The sequence below is a fragment of the Serratia sp. LSHTC3 genome (genome assembly GCF_057197125.1).
In genome coordinates, this window is the sequence record NZ_JBXUNP010000001.1 from 1,419,182 (window position 1) to 1,440,973 (window position 21,792).

Consider the following 21,792-nt stretch of genomic DNA (forward strand, 5'->3'; position numbering starts at 1 on the left):
TCTGCCGTGCGGTTAAAGCTGTTCGCCGTTGCTGGCGATCACCCGGCGATACCAGTCGAAGCTTTTCTTGCGCGAACGTTCGAGCGTGCCGGTGCCGTCGTCGTGTTTATCGACGTAGATAAAGCCGTAGCGCTTGCTGTACTCGCCGGTGGTGAACGATACGCAGTCAATGCAGCCCCACGGCGTATAGCCGATCAGGTCTACGCCGTCTTCAATCACCGCTTTTTTCATCTCTTCGATATGGGCGCGCAGATAGTCGATGCGATAGTCATCGTTGATCTGGCCGTCCGCTTCCACCTTGTCGAAGGCGCCGAAGCCGTTCTCCACGATAAACAGCGGTTTCTGGTAACGTTCATACAATACGTTCAGCGAGTAGCGCAGCCCGACCGGATCGATCTGCCAGCCCCAGTCGGAAGCCTTGACGTGCGGGTTCGGCACGTTGCCCGGGAAGCCGAACATGCCGTCGCTGCCTTCCACCGCGTTGGCCTGCAGCGCGTTGCTCATGTAATAGCTGAAGCCAATGTAGTCGGTGCAGCCCTCGCGCAGGATCTGTGCGTCCTGCGGCTGCATCTCGATCTTCAGCCCTTTGCGTTCCCAGTCGCGCAGCAGATAGCTTGGGTAGTAGCCGCGCATCTGCACGTCGGTGTACAGATAGCGCTGGTGCATCGCCTCCACGGCGTACATCACGTCGTCCGGCTTGCAGGAATAAGGGTAGAACGGCACGCAGGCCAGCATGCAGCCGATCTTGAACTCCGGGTTGATCTGATGGCCGAGTTTGACCACCTGCGCGCTGGCGACGAACTGGTGGTGCAATACCTGGTACAGCGCCTGCTCCGGATTGTCTTCCTGGGTGTAGTCCACGCCGGAACAGCAGTAGCCGAACAGCGGGTAGCGGTAGTTGCTCTGGTTGTTGATCTCGTTGAAGGTCATCCAGTACTTCACCTTCTCGCGGTAGCGGCGCATCACCACTTCGCTAAAGCGCACGAAAAATTCCACCACCCGGCGGTTTTTCCAGCCGCCGTAGGTTTTCACCAAATGGTAAGGCATTTCGAAGTGCGACAGGGTGATCACCGGCTGGATGCCGTATTTCAGCAACTCGTCGAACAGATCGTCGTAAAACTGCAGGCCGGCCTCGTTTGGCGTTGCTTCGTCGCCGTTCGGGAAGATGCGCGTCCAGGCGATCGAGGTGCGGAAGCATTTGAAGCCCATCTCGGCGAACAGCGCCACGTCCTGCTTGTAGCGACCGTAGAAGTCCACCGCTTCATGGTTGGGGTAACGGTAGCCGTCGAGCACGCCGTCGGTCATAACGCGATCGACGCCGTGCGAACCGCCGGACAGCACGTCGGCGATGCTTGGGCCTTTGCCGCCCCGATCCCAACCGCCTTCAACCTGGTGCGCGGCGACCGCGCCTCCCCACAGAAAATCTTTCGGCAACTGTTTCATCGTCAATGTCTCATCTTATTTAATGAAGGATAATAACGTTCGCATTGCCAATAGAGTAACAAGACCAAAAGAAATGTCACGATATAACAAATCGCCGGACAAAGTGATTTGTCACAATAAAAAAACAGCCTGTTTTATTTTGCCGAATTAATATGCCCAAGCCGTTTGCCGATGGTTTCAATAATGTAAAGCACGGGGATCTGCGTGGTGATATTGTGATGGCCGCCGATCAAATGCTGCGGCACGTGGTAGGAGAGATTAAAGTCCGCCAGCCGCGCCAGCGAAGAGGTTTCGTTGTTGGTGATGCTGATGATCTTGCAGTGGTGCAGACTGAATTGGCTGGCCAGCCGCAGGATCTCTTCGGTTTCGCCGGAAACCGACAGCATGATCGCCACCGCGTTTTTATACATATCGCTGTTGACGGGATAATAAGGATCGTCGATATGGGTGCTGAATTTCCCGACGTTGGAAAAGAAACGCGCGCCATATTTCCCCAAGGCGCCAGAGGTGCTGATGCCGACGAAAATAATCCGCTCGGCGGCGGCGATATGATGCGCCGCTTCATCGAGTAACTGATTAAATTCGTCGTTGCTGACGCTTTTAAAAAAACTGAGAATTTCGCCGATGCCGGAATCGACCGGCGGCGCATCGCTTTGCTCCAGATACAGTTTGAAACGGATGCGAAATTCTGAATAACCGTCGCAACCCATTTTTTTGCAAAATCGCAGCACGGTAGTGGTGGATACGCCGGCGGCCTCGGCCAGCTCGCGGATGGTCATGTACATCACTTGATTTTTGTGTTTGCTGACGTAGTTATAAACCATCAGCTCCAGGGCGTTGAGCTCGGCGATTGCTTTATGGGTAAACATGGGTCGATCCGGCGGCTGAAAACGGGACATTTATCTGCGGGTTACCATAGCAAAATTCGCCGCCGCCGACACTGCCGAACAAAAAGAAAAGCCGCACCAGTCAGGGGCGGCCCAGGGTTCACGACGAACAAATAAAGCAAAACGTTCCGGAAGACATGCCATGAAAACGCGTTTCATCACACAGGGTTAGCATAGGTCAGCTTACTCCGGCGGCAAAATGCCGGTTTCTGCTTTCTAAAGCCAAAGCGCGGCAAAGGCTATGGCGCCTCGGGTTTATCTTCTGACCAGCGGGCGGCGTTGACATCCACCTTAACCGGCAGCAGCCCGATGGCAGTGAATTTATCCGCCAACTGCTGTTGCTGTCTGAACACCTCCGGCGACATGCGCTGGCTGCCGAACGGCATGCGGGCGATGGCTCTGGCCCAAATGGCCTGATCCAGACCGGTGCTCTGAGCGAGGATCGCCGCCGCTTCCTGTGGATGCTCGTTGGCCCAGTCGCTCAGCGCGCCGAGCTGTTGAATCACCTGTTTGGCGCTGTCCGGGTAGGTTTCGGCAAAGCGGCGGCTGGCGAGATAGAAGGTATAGTGCGGCACCAGGCCCTCCGCGTCTTTCAGCAGGCGGGCGTTGGCGCGGGTTTCCACCTCGGCGTAGTAGGGATCCCAAATCACCCAGGCGTCGACGCTGCCGCGCTGGAAGGCGGCGCGGGCATCGCTCGGCGGCAGATAGACCGGCGTGATGTCCTTGTAGCTCAAGCCGGCCTGTTCCAGCGCGCTCACCAGCAGGTAATTGACGTCAGACCCTTTGTTCAACGCCACGCGTTTGCCTTTCAGATCGGCCACGGAACGGATCGGCGAATCCTGCGGCACCACGATGGCTTCGGTTTTCGGGCTGGGCGGCGAATGCGCCAAATAAACCAGATCGGCCTTGGCGGCTTGCGCGAAGGCCGGCGGCGCGTCGCCGGTCGCCGCCAGATCGATGCTGCCGACGTTCAACCCCTCCAACATCTGCGGGCCGGCGGGGAATTCTATCCAGCGAATCTTGACGCCCTGCGGCTCAAGGGCTTTTTCCAGCGTACCGCGGTATTTCAGCAGCGCAAAAATGTTGGCTTTCTGGTAACCGATGGTGATTTGCTGCGGTTTCTCCTGCGCGCCGGCCGGCAGGCTAAACAGGCCCAGCAGCAGGGCGGCGATCAGCGGCGTTGTGAGTTTTCTCATCCTGATTTTCCGATAGGCGAAGTGAACAATAGCGATACGCGCTGGGCGTAACGCCATGAAACGGCATTCAAATTTTCCTGCGGCGGGATAAGGGCGATGATAATGAGCGGCGCAGTGGCGTGTAAAGCGCCCGCTTATGCTGAATAATGCCTTGCTTAGCCATAAATGAACTTAAGCGGGAGAAGGGGATCTCTACGCTATGCCGCGTCACGCTCGCGCGAACGCGCCAGCAACGGCGGCACCAGCAGATAGAGGGCGGCGGCCAACGCCCAGACCAGGCCGGGCCAGACATCGCGCGTGGCGGCATACAGCGCCGTCGCCACCAGCGGCCCCGCGACGCCGATCAGGCTGCCCATGCTGGCCAGCGTCCCTTGCAGTTCGCCCTGATGGTCGTCGTCCACCTTTTGCGCCATTAACGCCTGCAGCGCGGGCAGCGCCATACCGCCCGCGGCGAAGAACGGCAGCAGCGCAAAGGGCGCCCAGCCGCGCGTGGCGATCGATAACAGCACCAGGCCCAGCGCGTCGGCGGTCAGGCCGATCAGCAGCGCCTTGCGTTCGCCGAGCCGCGCGACCAGCGGGCCGATGGCGAAGGCCTGCGACAGCGCGTGGCAGGCACCGTAACCGGCCAGCGACAGGCCCCCCACCATCATGCTCCAGCCGAAACGATCCTGGCCGTATAAAATCCACAGCGTGGCCGGCGCCTGTGAAACCAGCGCCATGATCAGATAAATGCCGGCCAGCGGCAGCAGGCCCGGTTTGCCGTGCAGCCGTCGCAATGACGAAAAGGGATTGAGGCGGATTTTCTCGGCGGCGCGGGTGCGGGGTTTACGCGATTCCGGCAGCAGGAAAAACGCCATCGCCAGGTTGAGGGCATTCATCGCCGCCGCCGCCAGGAAGGGCGCATGCAGATGCCACTCGCCCAGCGAACCGCCGAGCAGCGGGCCGACGATAAAGCCGACGCCGAACACCGCGCCCACCAGGCCGAAACGCCGCGCGCGCTGGCCGGCAGGAGTAATATCGGTAACGTAAGCGGTGGCGACCGCCATGTTGGCGCCGGTGATGCCCGCCAGCAACCGGCCCAGATAGAGCCAGGCCAGCGTCGGCGCGAACGCCATCAGCAGGTAGTCGGCCGCGGCGCCGGCGAGTGAAATTAACAGCACCGGCCGCCGGCCGAAGCGATCGCTCAACGCGCCGAGGATCGGTGAAAACAGGAATTGCATCAGCGCATAGGCCGCCAGCAGGGCACCGTAATGCAGGCTGCCGGCGTCAAGACCGCCCAGCGAGCGCAACAGCACCGGCAGGATCGGCATGATCAGACCGATGCCCACCGCATCCAGCAACACCGTCAACAAAATAACCAGCATAGGTTTTTTCAAGATTGTGACTCTAACAGTGATAGAGTATTGAGTATTCCATAGCTACCCTATCAGTGATAGAGAGATGAGCGAAAAAAATACTGCGATACGTTTAACGCGTGAAACCGTCCTGCGCGGAGCGCTGGCGCTGCTGAATGAAATCGGCATCGATGCTCTGAGCACCCGTCGCCTGGCGCAACATTTGGGCGTGCAATCTCCCACGCTCTATTGGCATTTCAAGAACAAGGCCGAGCTGCTGAAGGCGATGGCGGAAACCATCATGTTGGATCACCGTGAAGAACTGCCTGCCGATATGGACTGGCAGGATTGGGTTGTCACCAATGCGAGCAATTTCCGTCGGGCGCTGCTGGCTTACCGCGACGGCGCGCGTCTGCATGCCGGCACCCGGCCGCAGGAGCCGCAATTCGCCATTATCGAGGCCAAGGTGGCGCTGCTGTGCCGGGCGGGCTTGACGCCTGAACGCGCGGTGAATTTGCTGTTCGCCGTCGGGCGCTTCGTCGTAGGCTGGGTGCTGGAAGAGCAGCAAATGCAGCCGGACGATACGCTGAATGACGCCGATCGCCAGCGTTACCCGCTGCTGTGCGAAGGCTGGGAAACTTTGCAGGATAAGGGTGCAGACGCGCTGTTCGAAGCCAGTGTGCGGCTGTTGGTCGACGGTGCCGAGGCCGCGTTGACGAACGCCAATAATCACGGGACGCAATCATAAAACCGGGCTTATCTATCGGAAATTTATAGAAAATACCCACTTTTCGTTAAAGCCATGGCGGCTACATTCCCTTAACATTATCAAGTCTTTTGATGATAATTATTAGCACGCTGCGCAATTATTCGCCGCAGTGATGTTACGGATTAAATCCGTTTGTTTAAGGGATAGTTTCACCATGGAAATCAATGTTAATGGCCGGGTGGTTCCACTCGGCGATATCTCGCCCGAGACCCCGCTGTTGTACGTGTTACGCAACGATCTGCACTTGAATGGCCCCAAATACGGCTGCGGCCTGGGGGAGTGCGGCGCCTGCACCGTTCTTATCGACGGCGTCGCCGCTCGCTCCTGCTCAATGCCGTTGGCCGCGGTAGGAAGCAAGTCCGTCACCACGCTGGAAGGCCTGGGCACGCCGGAAACGCCGCACCCGGTGCAGCAAGGATTTATCGATGAGCAGGCGGCGCAATGCGGCTACTGCGTCAACGGCATGATCATGACGCTGGTCGCGCTGTTCGAACGTGAACCCGAGGCGGACGAACAGGCGATCAAGAAAGAGCTAGCCTACAACCTGTGCCGCTGCGGCACCCATCTTGAGATCTTGCGCGCCGCCGAACGCGCCCGCGCGCTGCTGGCTGCACGGAGGCAAGCATGAGCCGCCTCGAACTGACCCGCCGCCAGCTGTTGCAGGCCGGCGGTGTGGTGATGGTCAGCAGCCTGCTGCCCGCGCCGTTTAACGCCTTCGCCGCCGAGCCCGCCCCAACGCCTGCCGAGCTGCCGCTGGACAGGGTAGACAGTTTTATCAGCCTCACCGCCGACGGCCGGGTGACGGCATTCAACGGCCACGTCGATCTCGGCACCGGCATTCGCACCGCGCTGGCGCAGATCGTCGCCGACGAAATTTGCGTGCCGTTCGAGCACGTCACGATGATCCTCGGCGATACGCAACGCACGCCGGATCAGGGGCCGACCATCGCCAGCGCCACCCTTCAGGTGACGTCGGTGCCGCTGCGCCAGGCGGCGGCGCAGGTGCGGCATATGCTGACGGCGCTGGCGGCCAAAGCCTTCGAACTGCCGGCCGACCAGCTGACGGCGGCGGCGGGGCAGGTGTTTGTGACCAAGAATCCGGGGCGCGCCTTGAGCTATGCGCAGCTGGCGAGCGGGCAGAATCTGCACGTGGCGCTGGATAAAAACGTGCCGCTGAACGGTGAACAGCAGAACCGCTATGTCGGCCGCGCCGTCGCCCGGGTCGATATTCCGGCCAAAGTGAGCGGCGCGCTGACCTACGTGCACGATCTGCGTTTGCCCGGCATGCTGCATGGCCGGGTGGTGCGCCCGCCTTACGCAGGCGCCGACAGCAGCGCGCCGCTGGGCGGCGGCCTGTTGTCGGTGGATGAAAGTTCGATCGCGCATCTGCCGGGCATCGTGAAACTGGTGGTGATCAACGATTTCATCGGCATTGTGGCCGAGCGCGAAGAGCAGGCGATCGCCGCCATGCGCCGGCTGAAAACCGAATGGAAACCCTGGGCCGGCCTGCCGGACCTGTCGCCGGAGGCGCTGCCCGCCGCACTGGAAGCCAACCCGAAAACTGACCGCGTGCTGCGCGACGATGCGGGCACGGACGACGCGCTGGCATTGCTGCATACCGAAGTGCGGGCTGACTATGTCTGGCCTTACCATCAGCACGCCTCGATCGGCCCTTCCTGCGCAGTGGCGGAGGTTAAAGACGGGCGGGCGCAGGTGTGGTCCGGCACGCAAAACCCGCACGATCTGCGCAAAGATATCGCCAGGCTGCTCGAGTTGCCGTCTGAGCAGGTGCATATCACCCGCATGGAGGCCTCCGGCTGCTATGGCCGCAACTGCGCCGACGACGTCTCGGCGGACGCGGCGCTGTTGGCGCGGGAGACCGGCCGCCCGGTGCGGGTGCAGCTGATGCGCGAACAGGAATCCGGCTGGGAGCCGAAGGGCACCGGTCAGTTGATCCGGGTACGCGGCGGCCTCGACGCGCAAAACCGAGTGGCGGCCTACGAGTTGAAAACCAGCTATCCCTCCAACAATGCGGTGACCTTGCCGCTGGTGTTGACCGGCAAGGTGGCCAACCGGGCTGACGTGCAACAGATGGGCGATCGCACCGCCATTCCGCAATACGAGTATCCGCACATGCGGGTGATTTGCCAGGACGCCGCGCCGATCGTGCGGGCCTCGTGGATGCGCGGCGTTTCGGCGCTGCCCAACGTGTTCGCCCATGAGTCCTGGATCGACGAGCTGGCCTGGCGTGCCGGCGAGGATCCGATCGCGTTTCGCCTGCGTTACCTGAACGATCCGCGCGCAGTGGCCTTGATTGAGGCCCTGAAGCGACAGGCGAACTGGCAAGACGGCCCGGCGCACCGGTCGCGCGCCGCCGGCGCCGAAGTGGTGAGCGGCCGCGGCTTCGCCTATGCGCGCTATTTCCACAGCAAATTTCCCGGCTTCGGCGCCGCCTGGGCGGCCTGGGTGTGCGATCTCAGCGTCAATCGCCTTTCCGGGCAGATCACGCTCGATAAAATCTTCGTGGCGCATGATTGCGGCCGGATGATCAATCCGGCCGGGGTGCGCCATCAGGTGCACGGCAACATTATCCAGTCCGCCAGCCGGGTGCTGAAAGAGTTTGTGACTTTCAACGCGTCGGGCGTGACGTCATTGGACTGGGGCGGCTATCCGATCCTGCGCTTTGACGAATTGCCGCAGATCGATATCCAGCTGATCGACCGCCCGGACGAAGCGCCGATGGGCGCAGGAGAGTCCGCCTCGGTGCCGAGTGCGGCCGCGATCGGCAACGCGCTGTTTGACGCCCTCGGCGTGCGCCTGCGCGAGGTGCCGTTCACACCGGCGCGGGTGCTCGCCGCGCTGCGCGCTCAGGCCGGCCATTAAACCCCCGTAAAGAACAAGGACAGCAAAGATGAGTAAGATGAAAAAAATCGTCGGGTGGGGCGGCGTCACGGTGATCGCCGTGGTGGTCGCCAGTTGGCAGCCGGAGATTGCGCCGCTCGCCGCCGATGCGACCCACAGTTTCAGCGAGGCGCAGATCGCGCGCGGCAAAACGTTGGCCGATCTCGGCGACTGCGCGGTGTGCCACACCCGTGCGGGCGGCGAGCGCAACGCCGGCGGGCTGGCGATGGAGATCCCCTTCGGCACCATTTACACCACCAACATCACGCCGGACGTGGAAACCGGCATCGGCAGCTGGAGCTACGCGGCGTTCGAACGCGCCATGCGCCACGGCGTCGATCGCCAGGGCCGCTATCTCTATCCGGCGTTTCCCTATACCGCCTTTACCCGCACCCGCGACGACGATCTGCAGGCGCTGTATGCCTATTTGATGTCGCAGCCGCCGGTCAAGTACCGGCCGCCGGCCACCGATCTGCACTTTCCGTTCAACATTCGCCAGGGCATCTTCGCCTGGAACCTGCTGTTCCTGACGCCGGGCGCGTTGCCGGAACAGCCAGCCCAAAGCGCCGACTGGAACCGCGGCGCGTACCTGGCCGAAGGGTTGGGGCACTGCAGCGCCTGCCACTCGCCGCGCAACGTGCTGTTCGGCGAGAAAACAGGCGGCGAGCACCTGGCCGGCGGCGTGGCGGAGGGATGGACGGCGCCGGCGTTGACCGGCCGCTCGCCCGCGCCGCTCGCGTGGACGCAGCAGGATCTGGTCGATTTCATGCGCACCGGCTACTCGGCCAACCACGGCGTCGCCGCCGGCCCGATGGCGCCGGTGATCGAAGAAGGGCTGTCGCGCTTGCCGCAGGCCGATCTGCAGGCGATCGCCGTCTATCTGCGCAGCTATCATCCTGAAACGGCGGCGGGCGCTACGGCGACAACGTTAAACGCTCAGGCGGAACGGCAGGTGGAGCCTCTGAGTTCGGAAGGGGCACGGCTGTTTTCCGGTGCCTGCATGGCGTGCCATGCGCAGGAAAAAGGCGCGCAGATGGCGGGGGTGCGCCCGTCTCTGGCGCTGAATACCAACCTGTTCGCCGAGGCGCCGGACAACGCCATTCGCGTGGTGCTGGACGGCATACAGCGGCCGGCGAACGCCGAGCTGGGCTATATGCCAGGCTTTCGCCATAACCTGAATGACGCACAGATCGCCATCCTGCTCAACTACCTGCGGCAGCATTACGCCGGTCAGGCGCCGTGGCCGGACCTGGCGGCGCAGGTCGGCCGCTTGCGCGCCGAAACCGAGCAGAAATAGCCGCCGGGGGCTGGACAGCCACGCCGCGTTGGCGACAATAGAGCTTTTCACATGGACAGAGGCAGTAAAATGAATACGTTAGACGCAATCCGCCAGCGCCGCGCCACCAAGCAGTTCGATGCGCAGCACGTGATGACGCTCGAAGAGAAAAAAGCGTTGCTGACTATCGCGCTGCAGGGCGCTCCCAGCGCGTTTAACCTGCAGCACTGGCGCCCGCTGCTGATCGAAGATCGCGCGCAGCGCGAGAAAATTCGCGAGGCGGCGTGGGGGCAGGCGCAGGTGACCGACGCGTCGATGCTGGTCGTGCTGTGCGGCGATCTGTCGAGCTGGGAGTCACAGGTAAAAACCGTCTGGGCCGAGGCCGCGGAGCCGGTGCAACAATTCATGATCCCGGCCGTCGATCAGTATTATCGCGGTAAGCCGCAGGTGCAGCGCGACGAGGTGATGCGCAGCAGCGGCATCTTCGCCCAGACGCTGATGCTGGCGGCCAAGGCGCAGGGCTACGACTCTTGCCCAATGGACGGTTTTGATTTCGACGCGGTGGGCGAGATTATCAATAAGCCGGCGCATTATCAGATCGCGCTGATGGTCGCTATCGGCAAGGCGGCGGGGCAACCTTACCCGCGCATCGGCAAACTGCCGTTCGACGAGGTGGTGAAAACCGACCGTTTTTGACCCGAGCGGTGAATGACAAAAGGGAAGGCTTGCCCCTTCCCTTATTTTTTTGTGACGCACAGTTCGTTCCAGTAGCTGAAACGGATGCGCCGTTGCAGGCGGTGATGCCACATAGAACACTCCTTCTACCCTACACGGTTTAAATAAATAGCACCGCGCCGGACACAAGGCGAATGCCTTATTGTGCATAGCTTGCCCGTCGGGCGGGATTAACCGATTTTACCGGCCCGGTGCGCGGCGGGCGGCCATCGCCAGCCGAAGTTCATGCCCGCCGCCGCGCCGAGAATGGCCAGCGTGCCCAGCAGCTGCAACAGGCTGAGACGGTGCCCGAACGCCGCCCAGTCCACCACGATCGCCACTGCCGGGTAGATAAACGACAGTGCGCCGACCAGAGCGGTGGGGATTTTCTGGATCGCGCCATAGAGCAACGTGGACATCAACCCGGTATGCACCAGACCGAGGGTCGCCAGCAGCAGCCAGTCGAACGAATCTGCGGGAAGGTGGGCCAGACCGGCGAACGGGGCCAGCGCCAGCGCGCCGACGGTCAGCTGAATCAACACGATCAGCTGCGGCGGCAACGCGGCCAGTTGTTTGACGATCGCCGCCGCCAGGGCGTACATCAGGGCCGCGCCCAGCGCCAGCGCCACGCCGAACAGATAGTCGCCATCGCCGCCACCGCTTTGCCGGCCGGTGACGATCAACACCATCCCCGCGAACGCCAGCAGAAGCCAGCCCAGCCGATTAGCCGTCAGTTTTTCACCGAACAGCAGCACTCCCAGCGCCACCAACATAAACGGTTGAACATGGTAGGTCACGGTGGCGACAGCGATCGAGGCATGCGCATAGGCGGCAAACAATAGCGTCCAGTTGAGCACCAGCGCGAGGCCCCCCAGGACGGCGAACGCCAGCTGCCGCCGGTTGATGGCGCCTGATTTCAGTTGCCCAAGCGCGGCGCAGGTGGCCAGCATCGCCAGCGCGCCGAACGCGCAGCGCCAAAACACCACCGTGGTGGGCGGCTGCCCTAAAACGAGTACCGGCCAACCGACGGTGCCGGAGATCGTCATGGCGAGGATCATTTGCACTGCGCCGCGCGTTTTCGTTTTCATATTGTTTCCCTCGCGGCCTGACCGTGCTTGTGGTGAAGTCGCTTAATCATTAAAATGAACAATCGAACATTATGATGAACACGGTTGATGCTGTTCGTCAAGTCGAACAACTGAATGATATAACGAACAATGAGCGAGAGCCTAATGCAGAACATCACGCCGATTGGCCTCTTGTCGGCGGCAATCCGCCGTGAGCGGGAGCGATTGAACCTGTCCGTTACCGAACTGGCGAAGCGCGCGGGTATCGCCAAGTCCACGCTGTCGCAGCTCGAAGCCGGCAGTGGCAATCCCAGCCTGGAAACGCTGTGGGCGCTGGCGATGGCGCTGGATGTGCCGGTCAGCCGGCTGATTTCACAGCCGAGCAGGCCGGTGCAAGTGATCCGCGCCCATGAGGGAACGCCGGCGCTGTCGGAGCAGGGCAACTACGCCGCCACGCTGTTGGCGACCTGCCCACCGGGGGCGCAACGCGACATTTACCGGCTGCGGGTGCAACCCGGTGAAACGAAATGCTCGCGGCCGCATCCGCCGGGCACCGTCGAGCATGTGATCATCAGCAGTGGACGGGCGCGCCTTGGCCCGGCGGATCAACCGCTGGAGCTGAGCGCCGGCGATTACATCAGCTACTCGGCCGATCGCGAGCATATTTTCGAAGCGCTGGATCCGGAGACCACCGCCGTCATGTTGATCGAGCAGGGCTAGCACGGCGTTGACGGTTCGTTTATTGAAAATGATTCTCAATTATATTAGTGTGCCCGCCTGTTTTGACGCCGGGACGGACGTATGGCCCGGTGTCGCTGCTTAACGCCCTTCAAGGACCGAAGATGAAAATCGCTATTCCTTCCATACTGTTACTCGCCGGTTTGACGGCGACGCACCCGGCCACCGTGTTGGCCGCTGCACCGCCCGCCGCGGCGGATCAGGGCCAGAACGACACGGCCAACAACGATTTCAGCTTCGTGCGCTATCGCGCGGATTATCGCGTTAACGCCAACGCCACCAACGTGAAGACGGAAAGCTACGAGGTGCTGCTGAAGACCAAGGCGGCGATCGAGAAATTCAGCCAGATCCGCCTGAGCTACAGCGAAAAAATGGAAACGCTCGAGGTGGTCGCCGCCTATACGCTGACCGCCGACGGCCAGCGCCACGACGTGGCGCCCGACCGCATCTACACCCAGGAGAGCTACTCCAGCGCCACGGCGCCGCTGTATGCCGACCGCAAAGTGCGCGTCATCGTGTTCTCCAACCTGGCGCCGGGATCGCGCGTGGTGTATGAGCTGCGCCGCACGCAAAACACCCCGTATTTCCCCGACTATTTCGGCCTGTGGGAGACGTTCAGCGTTTTCGATCAGTTCGACGACGCCGAAGTGACCCTGCAGGCGCCGGCCAAGCTGCCGATGCATATTTTCACCCGCGGCGTGGCGGGCGGCGACCAGCCGCAGATCCGCAACGGCCAAGCGCACTGGCGCTGGCATTATTCGCGCAGCGCGCCGATGAAGGCGCAAAACTGGGCGGCGGACAGCTGGACCTTCAGCCCGACCATCATGGCCAGCACCTACCGCGATTGGCCGCAGTTGGCCAAGGCCTACCAGCTGAAGGCCGGCGCGGCGGCGAAGGTGACGCCGGGCATTCAGGCGCTGGCGGACAACATTACCGCCGGCATCAGCGATCGGCGCGAGCAGGCGGAGGCCCTCTATCGCTGGGTGGCGCAAAACATTCGCTATGTGGCGGTGTATCTGGGCAATGGTGGGCTGGAGCCGAATTCGGCGCAGAGCATTCTCGATAACCACTATGGCGACTGTAAGGATCACGTGGTGATCCTGGAGGCGCTGCTCGCCGCCAAGGGCATCGAAAGCTCGCCGGTGCTGATCGGCATGGATGAAGGCCCGATACTGCCTAACGTGCCGCTGCTTGGCCGCTTCAATCACGCCATCACCTACGTGCCGGAATTCAAACTGTACCTCGATTCCACCAATCCCTGGGCGCGTTTCGGGCAACTGCCGGAGGGCGATTTGGGCGCGCCGGTGCTGCTGACGCGCGACGCCAAACTGGCGCGCACGCCGGGCAGCGACGAGCAGCCGGTCAAGAGCGCGCTGAACGTCGATTTCGTGTTCGACAAGGCGGGCAATCTGCGCGGACAGACCGAGCGCCGGCTGAGCGAAGTGGAAGAAATTGACCTGCGGGGCTACTTCTCGCAGATCAACCGTCAGAATCGGGCGCAGGCCGAAGCGACGATCATGTCCGCTTCCGGCATCGACGGCAACGGCGAAGTGGCGATGAACAGCGATCCGCTGGATCTCAAAAAGCAGTTCGGTTACCGCTTCCGCTTCAAGGCGGACGACTACGTCGATTTCGGCGTGGTGGGCGGCATGACGTTGCCCAACCCGCCCGGCGGCAAATCGTTCCGCACGCTGTATACCACCACGGCGGCGCCGGGCAACGAAACCCCGTTCTACTGCAGCGCGCAGCGCTACGACGAAACCTACCGTCTGCAGCTGCCGGCCAACGTGCCGATCATCGCCATTCCGAAAGATCGGCAATTCCGCAATGCGGCGGGCGACTATCGCGTCGCGTGGCGGCGCGACGGGCAGCAGGTGACCGTCAATCACCGCCTGCAGGTGAACGCCATTCGCGGCAAGGAAGCGCTGTGCCAGGCGCAGGATTACCCGGCGTTCCGCGAGCTGTTCCAGCAGGTGCGGCGCGGTTTCCGCGGCCAGGTGGTGTACGGTGAATTGGCCAACGGCAAATAGGACGCCGCTCCGTAGTCGGATAAAAATGGCCCCCAATCAGATGCCTGTGGGGGCCAAAGCATTCCTACTAAGCGATCTTAACCGCGCGCACCTCTTTGGATCTCAGCTTCACGCGGATTGGCACCGATTTGTACGAAGGCGTACCGCTCCCCTCATCGATGTAATGCAACGGCACCAGCACGTTGGCTTCCGGGTAGTAGGCGCCGACCGATCCGGCCGAGATGTTGTAGGCGATCACCGTGATGCCTTCCAGGCGCTGGGTGCTGCCGGGCAGCGCCGTTTCCAGGTCGACCACGTCGCCATGCTCCAGCCCCAAACGTTGCAGATCGCTGTCATTCATAAACAGCACGTCGCGCCGGCCGAAAACCCCGCGATAGCGGTCATCCAGGGCATAGATGGTGGTGTTGTACTGATCGTGGCTGCGCAGGGTGATCAGCCGCAGCGTATCTTGTTCCGCCGCAATCTGGTCTTCGTGCAACCCGCTGAACACCGAAAACATCGCTTTGCCCGTCGCCGTCGGCCACTGGCGTTCTGTCGGCGGCAATGGCATGCGAAAACCGCCGGGTTGGCGAATGCGCGCGTTGTAATCGTCGAAGCCCGGTATGGTTTTTTCGATCAGATCGCGGATCACATCGTAATCCTCGACCAACTCATCCCAGGGCACCTTGCTGGCGGGCATCACCGCTTTGGCCATGCCGGCCACAATGGCGGGTTCCGAACGCAGGAGTTCCGACGCCGGTTTTAATTTGCCGGACGAGGCATGCACCATCGACATCGAATCCTCCACCGTCACCGATTGCCGTCCGCCGGCCTGCAGGTCCAGCTCGGTACGGCCCAGGCAGGGCAGAATGAGAGTTTCTTTCGCCACCAACAGATGGCTGCGATTGAGTTTGGTGCCGATATGCACGCTTAACTCCAGCGCTTTCATCGCCGGGAAGCTCTGCTCGGGGTCCGGCAGCGCCACGGCGAAGTTGCCGCCCAGGCAAATCAACGCCTTCGAAGCGCCGTCGATCATCGCCTGCATGCATTTCACGGCATCGTGACCGTGGGCTTTGGGCGGCGTGAAGCCAAACACCGTTTCCAGCTTCGCCAAAAATTCGGCCGAGGGTTTTTCGGTGATGCCGACGGTGCGGTTGCCCTGCACGTTAGAGTGGCCGCGCAGCGGGCAAATGCCGGCGCCCGGTTTGCCAATGTTGCCGCGCAGCAGCAGCAGGTCAGCGATCAGGCGCACGTTGGCCGTCCCTTTATTGTGCTGCGTAATGCCCATGCCGTAGGTCACGATGGTGGCGTTGGATTTCGCGTAAGCGGCGGCGACCTGTTCCAGATCCTGACGCGTCAGACCGCTTTCCGCCTCAATGGCTTCCCAACGGGTGGCCCGCAGATCGGCGTCGAAAGCCGTAAACCCTTCAGTGTGCTCGGCAATAAAGGCGTGATCCAGCGCATTGCCATGCTCATCATCCAACTGCAGCAACGCTTTGGCGATGCCTTTGAGCGCCGCGGCATCGCCGCCGGCTTTGACCTGATAGTAGGTTGAAGCGATCGGGGTCGAACTGTAGGTCGCCATTTCGATGACGTTTTGCGGATCGGTGAAACGTTCGAGCGCCCGCTCGCGCAGCGGGTTAAACACAATGATCGGCACTTTTTTGCGCGCCAGCTCATGCAGCGTGCCCATCATGCGCGGGTGGTTGGTGCCCGGGTTGTGCCCGATGGAAATAACCAGCTCCGCGCTGTCAAAGTCGTCCAGCGAGACAGTGCCTTTGCCGATGCCGATCGACTGCGGCAGGCCAACGCTGGTCGGCTCATGGCACATGTTGGAGCAGTCGGGAAAGTTATTGCTGCCAAATTCACGCGCAAACAGCTGGAACAGGTAGGCCGCTTCATTGGACGCCCGGCCGGAGGTATAAAATTCCACCTGTTCCGGCGGCAGCGTCTGCAAGACGGCGGCGATGCGTTGGAACGCCTCGTCCCAGGCCAGCGGGCGCAGGGTGTCCGTCCCGGCGTCATAAAACAGGGGCGTGGTCAGACGGCCGTAGTCCTCCAACTGATAATCGGTTTTTTGCAGCAGTGAGGTCACGGTATTTTGCGCCAGGAATTCGGGGGGCACGCGCTTGCTGGTCGCTTCCCAGGTCACGGCTTTGGCGCCGTTTTCGCAAAACTGAAAGGTGGAGCGATGCTCTTTATCCGGCCACGCACATCCCGGGCAGTCAAACCCGTCGGGCTGGTTGGTACGCATCAGCGTCACCGGCGCTTCCAGGGTATCCATCTGTGTGCGCACGGCGATGGCCGTCGCTTTCAGCGCGCCCCAACCGCCGGCGGGCCCATCGTAGGGATGGACACCGGGTACTGCTCGTCTTTTCGCCATTATTGATTGCCTCCGACACCGCTTACGATAAATGCAGGTGATTGATTTAAAATTAATATTGTCGTTATCGTCTAAGAAGGAAGGCAGACGCCGCCGTCGTCAAACGCGAGCCTGTCGCTTCAGTATAGATGAGTGAAAAAGGAGGCAGCGGCCATCTGTGCGGGGAAGTAGCGGCCCGTCTAACCTGAGGCGGGCCGCCGGGGCGTTACTTTTTCACCACCAGGCCCACGCCGCGGCCGCGCGGATCGGACGCGGTTTCCGGCGTGCGGCCATCGATGCGGATGACCTGAATATCCCCCATGTTCCAGCCCTGGTCTTCGAGGGTGTAGCCCATGGCCTTCAGCTCGTCCGCCGGTTTGCCGGTCAGCGGCGCAAAGCTGTCATAGTAGACGGTGTCTTTCGGCAACAGCTGATGGTGTACGCGCTGGGCGGCCACCGCCTGCGCCAGCGGCAGGTGGTAATCGTAGAGGTTGTTGATCACCTGGAAGATCGAGGTGAAGATGCGCGAACCGCCCGGGGTGCCGATCACCAGGGTGACGTCGCCGTCGCGGGTGATGATGGTCGGGCTCATCGAGGAGAGCATGCGTTTGCCCGGCTCAATGGCGTTGGCGTCGCTGCCCACCACGCCAAAGGCATTGGCGACGCCCGGTTTGGCGCTGAAGTCATCCATCTCGTCGTTGAGCAGGAAGCCGGCGCCTTTGACCACCACGCCGCTGCCGAAGTCCCAGTTGAGCGTATAGGTGTTGCTGACGGCGTTGCCGGCGGCATCGACGATCGAGAAATGGGTGGTTTGGTGGGTTTCCAGCCCCGGCCGTACCTGCTCGGTCGGTGAGATCGCCTGCGGATTGATCTCGGCGGCGCGTTTTTGCAGGTAATCAGGGGCGATCAACTGCGCTTCCGGCACGTTAGTGAAATCCGGATCGCCGAGGTAGTCGGCGCGATCGGCGAACACGCGTTTTTCGATCTCCGCCAACAGGTGGATATAGCGCGCCGAATTCAGCGGCACGTCCTTGAAGTCGGCGGCGCGATCTTCTTTTATCCCCAGCAGCTGCGCCAGCGCGATGCCGCCGGAGCTGGGCAGCGGGGCGGTATACACGGTGTTGCCGCGCCAGCTGATGCGCATCGGTTCGCGCCATTTCACCCGGTAGTCGGCCAGATCCGCCGCGCCGATCAGCCCGTTGTCGCGCTGCATTTGCGCCACCAGCAGGCGGGCAGTTTCGCCGTGATAAAAATCGTCGGCGCCCGATTTGGCGATGCGCTCAAGGGTGGCGGCCAGCTCCGGCTGTTTGAACACCGTGCCGGGCTTCATGGCGCCGAAATAGTCGCCGAAGTTGGTTTTACCGGCGAACAGCTTGTTGGCGTCTTCACGGTACTGATACTGCTGATCCGCTACGGTGAAACCTTGCCGGGCGTAGCCGATCGCCGGCGTCAGCAGTTCGGCCCACGGCAGCTTGCCGAAACGCTTGTGGGCTTCCCACAACCCCAGCACGGTGCCCGGCACGCCGGCGGCGCGGCTGCCCACCAGGCTGAGATTTTCGATCACTTCGCCTTTCTCGTTCAGATACATGGTCTTGCTGGCGGCCTTGGGCGCCACTTCGCGGTAGTCGAGAAAATAGGGCTTACCGTCGACGTACAGCGTCATAAAGCCGCCGCCGCCGATATTGCCGGCTTCAGGGTAGGTCACCGCGAGGGTAAAGGCGGTGGCGACCGCCGCGTCGACCGCGTTGCCGCCGGCCTGCAGAATGTGCGCGGCGACCTTGGCGCCATACTGATCCGGGGCGGCGACCGCGCCGGCGGTCAGATCGGCGGCAAAGGCGGCGGGAAGGGAGCAAACAAGGGTCACGCTCAGCGCTATCGTTTTCAATAAACCGGCAGACATAGAAGATCCTTTTAGCGATGTTCAGTTATCAGGTGAATTCAACTAATTATTTTTGAAACAGCAGGTTAGCGCGTTTTCTTCGGGCTGTTGCGGCGCTTTATTGAAGGTAGCAGCGGTCAGGCGGGGTCGCCTGACCAGAGTAGCAAATCGTGACGTGACGCGTTATGCGCCGGCGGGCAGCGCCGACTGCAGCCATTGGCAGAAGTGCCGGGCGAGCGGATTGTGTTCGCTGTCGCGATGCAGCAGCCACGCCCAGTTGGCGCCGCGCACGCGTTGCTCGGTTAACGGGTGCAGCAACCCGGCCTCACGCGCGTGTTGCGCCAGCAGCTGACTGACCAACGCGATGCCGAGGCCGTTGCAGGCGGCGTCCAGCAGCAGACCAGGATCGGAGAAGTTCAGCCCGCTGTCGCGTTGGCCGACGTGCGCGCCGCCCGCCACCGTCCAGTGGCTCCAGTCCATCTCGCGTTCGCCGTGCAAGGTCACGCGCTGCTCCGGCGCCAACGCCAGCAGGCTGGGGTGGCAGGCGGGATAGAGCCGGTCGGTACAGAGAACGTTAAAGGTGCAGTCCGCCTGCGCGCTGAGATCGTCGCGGATCGCCAGATCGATGCTGTCCGTCGCCATATCCGGCGGTTCAAAGCTGGTGAACAGCCACAGATCGATCTGCGGATGTCGCTGGTTGAACTCGCCCAGCCGCGGCGCGAGCCAGTGGCGGGCAAAGGCCGGGGTGGTGTTGACGATCAGCTGGTTGGGTTTGCGGTACTGATCCAAACGGCGAATGCCGACGGCCAACTGTTGCAGCATCACCTGTGCGGTGCTGAACAGATCGTGGCCGGCGTCGGTCAGCGTTACGCTGCGGCCGGTGCGGAAGAACAGCGGCTGTTCCAAAAACGCCTCGAGGCTGCGGATCTGTTGGCTGATGGCCGACTGGGTCAGGTGCAATTCTTCGGCGGCCTGATGAAAACTGCCCAGGCGCGCCGCCGCTTCGAAACCGCGCAGTGCGCTCAAAGGGGGCCAGTGTTTTAACATTATCGATAAGCCTGTCTAATCAGATATCCACTAAATATATCGTTTGTCGCGGTGGCAGGGGAAGACTAGCATGGGATTCAAGTGCCGGAGAGTGAAGAATTCGGTTAACCATTTGAATTTAAATTAATTAAAAGAGGTCGTTTATGTCATCGCGTCGCACCTTCATCAAGCAGCTTTCGGCGGTGGCCGGCGTCGGCTTGACGGCATCGTTGGGCTTTCCATTACGCGGTCACGCAGAAGCTGCGCTTAATCCGGCCTGGCGGATGCCCGACGAAGGGGAACCTCAGCTGCGGGCGTTTCTCGCCTTCGGCGCCCAGAAGGCCATCTGGGGCGGGTTCACGGCGGACGTGCAGGCAGCGCAGGGGCGCATCGCCCGCGCCATCGCCGAGTTTCAGCCGCTGACGGTATTTTGCCGCGCGCACGAACGGCAGCTGGCGGAGGCCACCTGCGGCAGTCAGAACGTCAGCTATGTCGTCACCGAGCTGGATGACATCTGGATGCGTGACATTGGCGCCAATTTCGTCATCAACGACGCCGGTGCGCTGGGCGCGGTGGATTTCAACTTCAACGGCTGGGGCGATAAGCAGCAGCATGCCAGGGATGCGCGTCTGGCGGCGTTCGCCGCCAAAAAATACGGTGTCGCTCAGCCGCGCCGCAGCGCGCTGGTGGGGGAAGGCGGTGGCATTGAGGTGGATGGGCGCGGCACCGGCATCATGACCGAGAGCAGTTGGGTGAATGCAAACCGTAATCCAGGCTGGAACCGCGATCGGGTGGAGCAGGAGCTGAAGGCGATGCTCGGCCTGCGCAAAATTATCTGGCTGCCGGGCATTAAAGGCCGGGACATCACCGACGCCCACGTCGATTTTTATGCCCGTTTCGTGCGGCCGGGCGTGGTGGTGGCCAACCTGGACACCGATCCGGCCTCTTATGATCATGCGGTTACCCAGGCGCATCTGGCGATCCTCAAGGCAGCGACCGACGCCGACGGCCTCAAGCTGCAGGTGCATACGCTTTCGCCGCCGCTGGCGCCGCGCGACAGTCGTTTCAGCCGCCACAATCCCGATTTTGCGGCGGGCTACATCAACTATTTCGTGATCAACGGCGCGGTGATCGCCCCTGAGTTTGGCGATCCGCAGGCGGATAAAGCGGCGTTTGAGCTGCTGACGGCGCTCTATCCGCAGCGCAAGGTGGTGCAGTTGGAGATCGACGCCATCGCGGCCGGCGGCGGCGGCATTCACTGCGTGACCAGCCAGCTGCCGGTGCATGGCAAACCAGAGCAGTGAATGTTCAAAAAATGCGCGCACGGTTGTTTGTCGCCATAGGCTGTGGTTGGCTGAGTGGAAACATAAGGAGGCCATCATGAACGACTCACCCTTGAGCATTCCCACCTGGTATCGCGATCCGCACGCAGAGCAGGCCATGGCCGAAGGCCATGCGCCTATCTGGCGGCATCTGCTAACTCTGGTGCCGGAACACGAACTGTCCGGCGTCAGGGTGCTGGACTTCGGCTGCAATCAGGGCGGTTTTCTGCGTCTGTTGCACCAAATCCGGCCATTTCGTGAAGGGCTCGGCGTCGATATCGCCCGCCAGTCCGTCGAACACGCCAATCGCCTGAAAGGAAACCTGCCGATCGATTATCAAACCGACACGCGGCTGACAGGCTGGGATCACCATTTCGATATCGCTTTCAGCCATGAAGTCATCTACCTGATCGAAGATATCGCGCAGCATGCCGCCGATATGCTGCGGGCGCTGAAACCGGGCGGCGTTTACTATGCGGTGACCGGTTGCCACACCGACAACCCGCTGTGGCCGCAATGGCGCGCAAGGGTCGCTGAACAGACGCATACCGTGGTGCAGAATCGCTCGCTGGACGACTATGCACGCATTTTCTCCGGCGCGGGGTTCCAGGTCTCTGCCCGCAGGCTGGGTTTTTCCGGCTTCGTGCCCTATGAGCCGGACGGTTGGATGCCGAATATCGCGGCGGCGATCGACTACTATTGGCACACCAAAACGGTGTTCAGATTGGCGAAGCCGTAAAAAGCCGTAGGTACGCGAGGCTGTTGGCGTAGGCGCCTGCGCGATGATGAAACATGGGCAGACGGCCATCCTGAATATCATGGGGGAGCTATTGCTTTTATCTCACTGTGTTGCTCTAAAAAATCCTGGT

General features: G+C 61.7%; 17 protein-coding genes. 9 read left to right on the plus strand and 8 right to left on the minus strand.

Annotated features, from left to right (window positions below; translation table 11 throughout):
- Positions 1-12 precede the first annotated feature (12 nt).
- From AC2CGI_RS06755 to tet(41), 4 genes are all read right to left on the minus strand, one after another.
- Positions 13-1,449 carry a 6-phospho-beta-glucosidase gene (locus tag AC2CGI_RS06755; protein WP_031299656.1) on the minus strand — a complete coding sequence of 479 codons (1,437 nt, stop codon included), beginning with the start codon at positions 1,447-1,449 and terminating at the stop codon, positions 13-15.
- A 128-nt stretch (positions 1,450-1,577) separates the two neighbouring features.
- Positions 1,578-2,312 (minus strand): MurR/RpiR family transcriptional regulator, encoded by a 735-nt coding sequence (locus AC2CGI_RS06760; RefSeq protein ID WP_004938065.1) that lies wholly within the window; start codon positions 2,310-2,312, stop codon positions 1,578-1,580.
- Positions 2,313-2,569: 257 nt separating this feature from the next.
- A complete protein-coding gene (locus AC2CGI_RS06765) occupies positions 2,570-3,526 on the minus strand; it encodes a sulfonate ABC transporter substrate-binding protein (RefSeq protein ID WP_075685904.1) in 957 nt (318 codons plus the stop codon).
- Positions 3,527-3,723: 197 nt separating this feature from the next.
- A complete protein-coding gene (gene tet(41), locus AC2CGI_RS06770; RefSeq protein ID WP_076741227.1) occupies positions 3,724-4,902 on the minus strand; it encodes a tetracycline efflux MFS transporter Tet(41) in 1,179 nt (392 codons plus the stop codon).
- A 64-nt stretch (positions 4,903-4,966) separates the two neighbouring features.
- Between tet(41) and tetR the strand changes: the two genes are divergently transcribed.
- The 5 genes from tetR to AC2CGI_RS06795 all read left to right on the plus strand — a co-directional run bounded on the left by tetR (position 4,967) and on the right by AC2CGI_RS06795 (position 10,502).
- Positions 4,967-5,608, plus strand: a complete 642-nt coding sequence (gene tetR / locus AC2CGI_RS06775) for a tetracycline resistance transcriptional repressor TetR (RefSeq protein WP_076741228.1) — start codon at positions 4,967-4,969, stop codon at positions 5,606-5,608.
- 175 nt (positions 5,609-5,783) lie between these two features.
- Positions 5,784-6,257 (plus strand): (2Fe-2S)-binding protein, encoded by a 474-nt coding sequence (locus AC2CGI_RS06780; RefSeq protein WP_021503731.1) that lies wholly within the window; start codon positions 5,784-5,786, stop codon positions 6,255-6,257.
- Positions 6,254-8,512: a xanthine dehydrogenase family protein molybdopterin-binding subunit gene (locus AC2CGI_RS06785; RefSeq protein ID WP_076741229.1), complete on the plus strand. Its 2,259-nt coding sequence runs from the start codon at positions 6,254-6,256 to the stop codon at positions 8,510-8,512. The genes AC2CGI_RS06780 and AC2CGI_RS06785 overlap by 4 nt, the downstream gene beginning before the upstream one ends.
- 28 nt (positions 8,513-8,540) lie before the next feature.
- Positions 8,541-9,827: a c-type cytochrome gene (locus AC2CGI_RS06790; RefSeq protein WP_076741230.1), complete on the plus strand. Its 1,287-nt coding sequence runs from the start codon at positions 8,541-8,543 to the stop codon at positions 9,825-9,827.
- Between the two features lie 69 nt (positions 9,828-9,896).
- Positions 9,897-10,502, plus strand: coding sequence for a nitroreductase family protein (locus AC2CGI_RS06795; protein ID WP_004938044.1), 606 nt, complete (start codon positions 9,897-9,899; stop codon positions 10,500-10,502).
- A 209-nt stretch (positions 10,503-10,711) separates the two neighbouring features.
- Here AC2CGI_RS06795 and AC2CGI_RS06800 read toward each other — a convergent pair whose 3' ends face one another.
- Positions 10,712-11,608 carry a DMT family transporter gene (locus tag AC2CGI_RS06800; protein ID WP_076741231.1) on the minus strand — a complete coding sequence of 299 codons (897 nt, stop codon included), beginning with the start codon at positions 11,606-11,608 and terminating at the stop codon, positions 10,712-10,714.
- A 129-nt stretch (positions 11,609-11,737) separates the two neighbouring features.
- On the opposite strand from AC2CGI_RS06800, the gene AC2CGI_RS06805 reads away from it, so the two are divergent.
- Together AC2CGI_RS06805 and AC2CGI_RS06810 are read left to right on the plus strand one after the other, a co-directional pair.
- On the plus strand, positions 11,738-12,307 hold the full coding sequence (locus AC2CGI_RS06805; protein WP_076741232.1) for a helix-turn-helix domain-containing protein: 570 nt from the start codon (positions 11,738-11,740) through the stop codon (positions 12,305-12,307).
- Positions 12,308-12,429: 122 nt separating this feature from the next.
- Positions 12,430-14,355, plus strand: coding sequence for a DUF3857 domain-containing protein (locus tag AC2CGI_RS06810; protein WP_076741233.1), 1,926 nt, complete (start codon positions 12,430-12,432; stop codon positions 14,353-14,355).
- A gap of 67 nt (positions 14,356-14,422) precedes the next feature.
- On the opposite strand, the gene AC2CGI_RS06815 is transcribed toward AC2CGI_RS06810, so the two are convergent.
- The 3 genes from AC2CGI_RS06815 to AC2CGI_RS06825 all read right to left on the minus strand — a co-directional run bounded on the left by AC2CGI_RS06815 (position 14,423) and on the right by AC2CGI_RS06825 (position 19,622).
- On the minus strand, positions 14,423-16,720 hold the full coding sequence (locus tag AC2CGI_RS06815) for an FdhF/YdeP family oxidoreductase (protein ID WP_130054755.1): 2,298 nt from the start codon (positions 16,718-16,720) through the stop codon (positions 14,423-14,425).
- Positions 16,721-16,922: 202 nt separating this feature from the next.
- Positions 16,923-18,596, minus strand: coding sequence for a gamma-glutamyltransferase (gene ggt / locus AC2CGI_RS06820; protein ID WP_076741235.1), 1,674 nt, complete (start codon positions 18,594-18,596; stop codon positions 16,923-16,925).
- A 162-nt stretch (positions 18,597-18,758) separates the two neighbouring features.
- Complete coding sequence (locus AC2CGI_RS06825) at positions 18,759-19,622, minus strand: LysR substrate-binding domain-containing protein (RefSeq protein ID WP_015377919.1); 864 nt, start codon at positions 19,620-19,622, stop codon at positions 18,759-18,761.
- A gap of 143 nt (positions 19,623-19,765) precedes the next feature.
- Between AC2CGI_RS06825 and AC2CGI_RS06830 the strand changes: the two genes are divergently transcribed.
- Both AC2CGI_RS06830 and AC2CGI_RS06835 read left to right on the plus strand, forming a co-directional pair.
- Entirely contained in the window at positions 19,766-20,905 is a 1,140-nt protein-coding gene (locus tag AC2CGI_RS06830; protein ID WP_076741236.1) for an agmatine deiminase family protein, read from the plus strand.
- A 76-nt stretch (positions 20,906-20,981) separates the two neighbouring features.
- Positions 20,982-21,662: a class I SAM-dependent methyltransferase gene (locus AC2CGI_RS06835; RefSeq protein ID WP_076741237.1), complete on the plus strand. Its 681-nt coding sequence runs from the start codon at positions 20,982-20,984 to the stop codon at positions 21,660-21,662.
- Positions 21,663-21,792 lie beyond the last annotated feature (130 nt).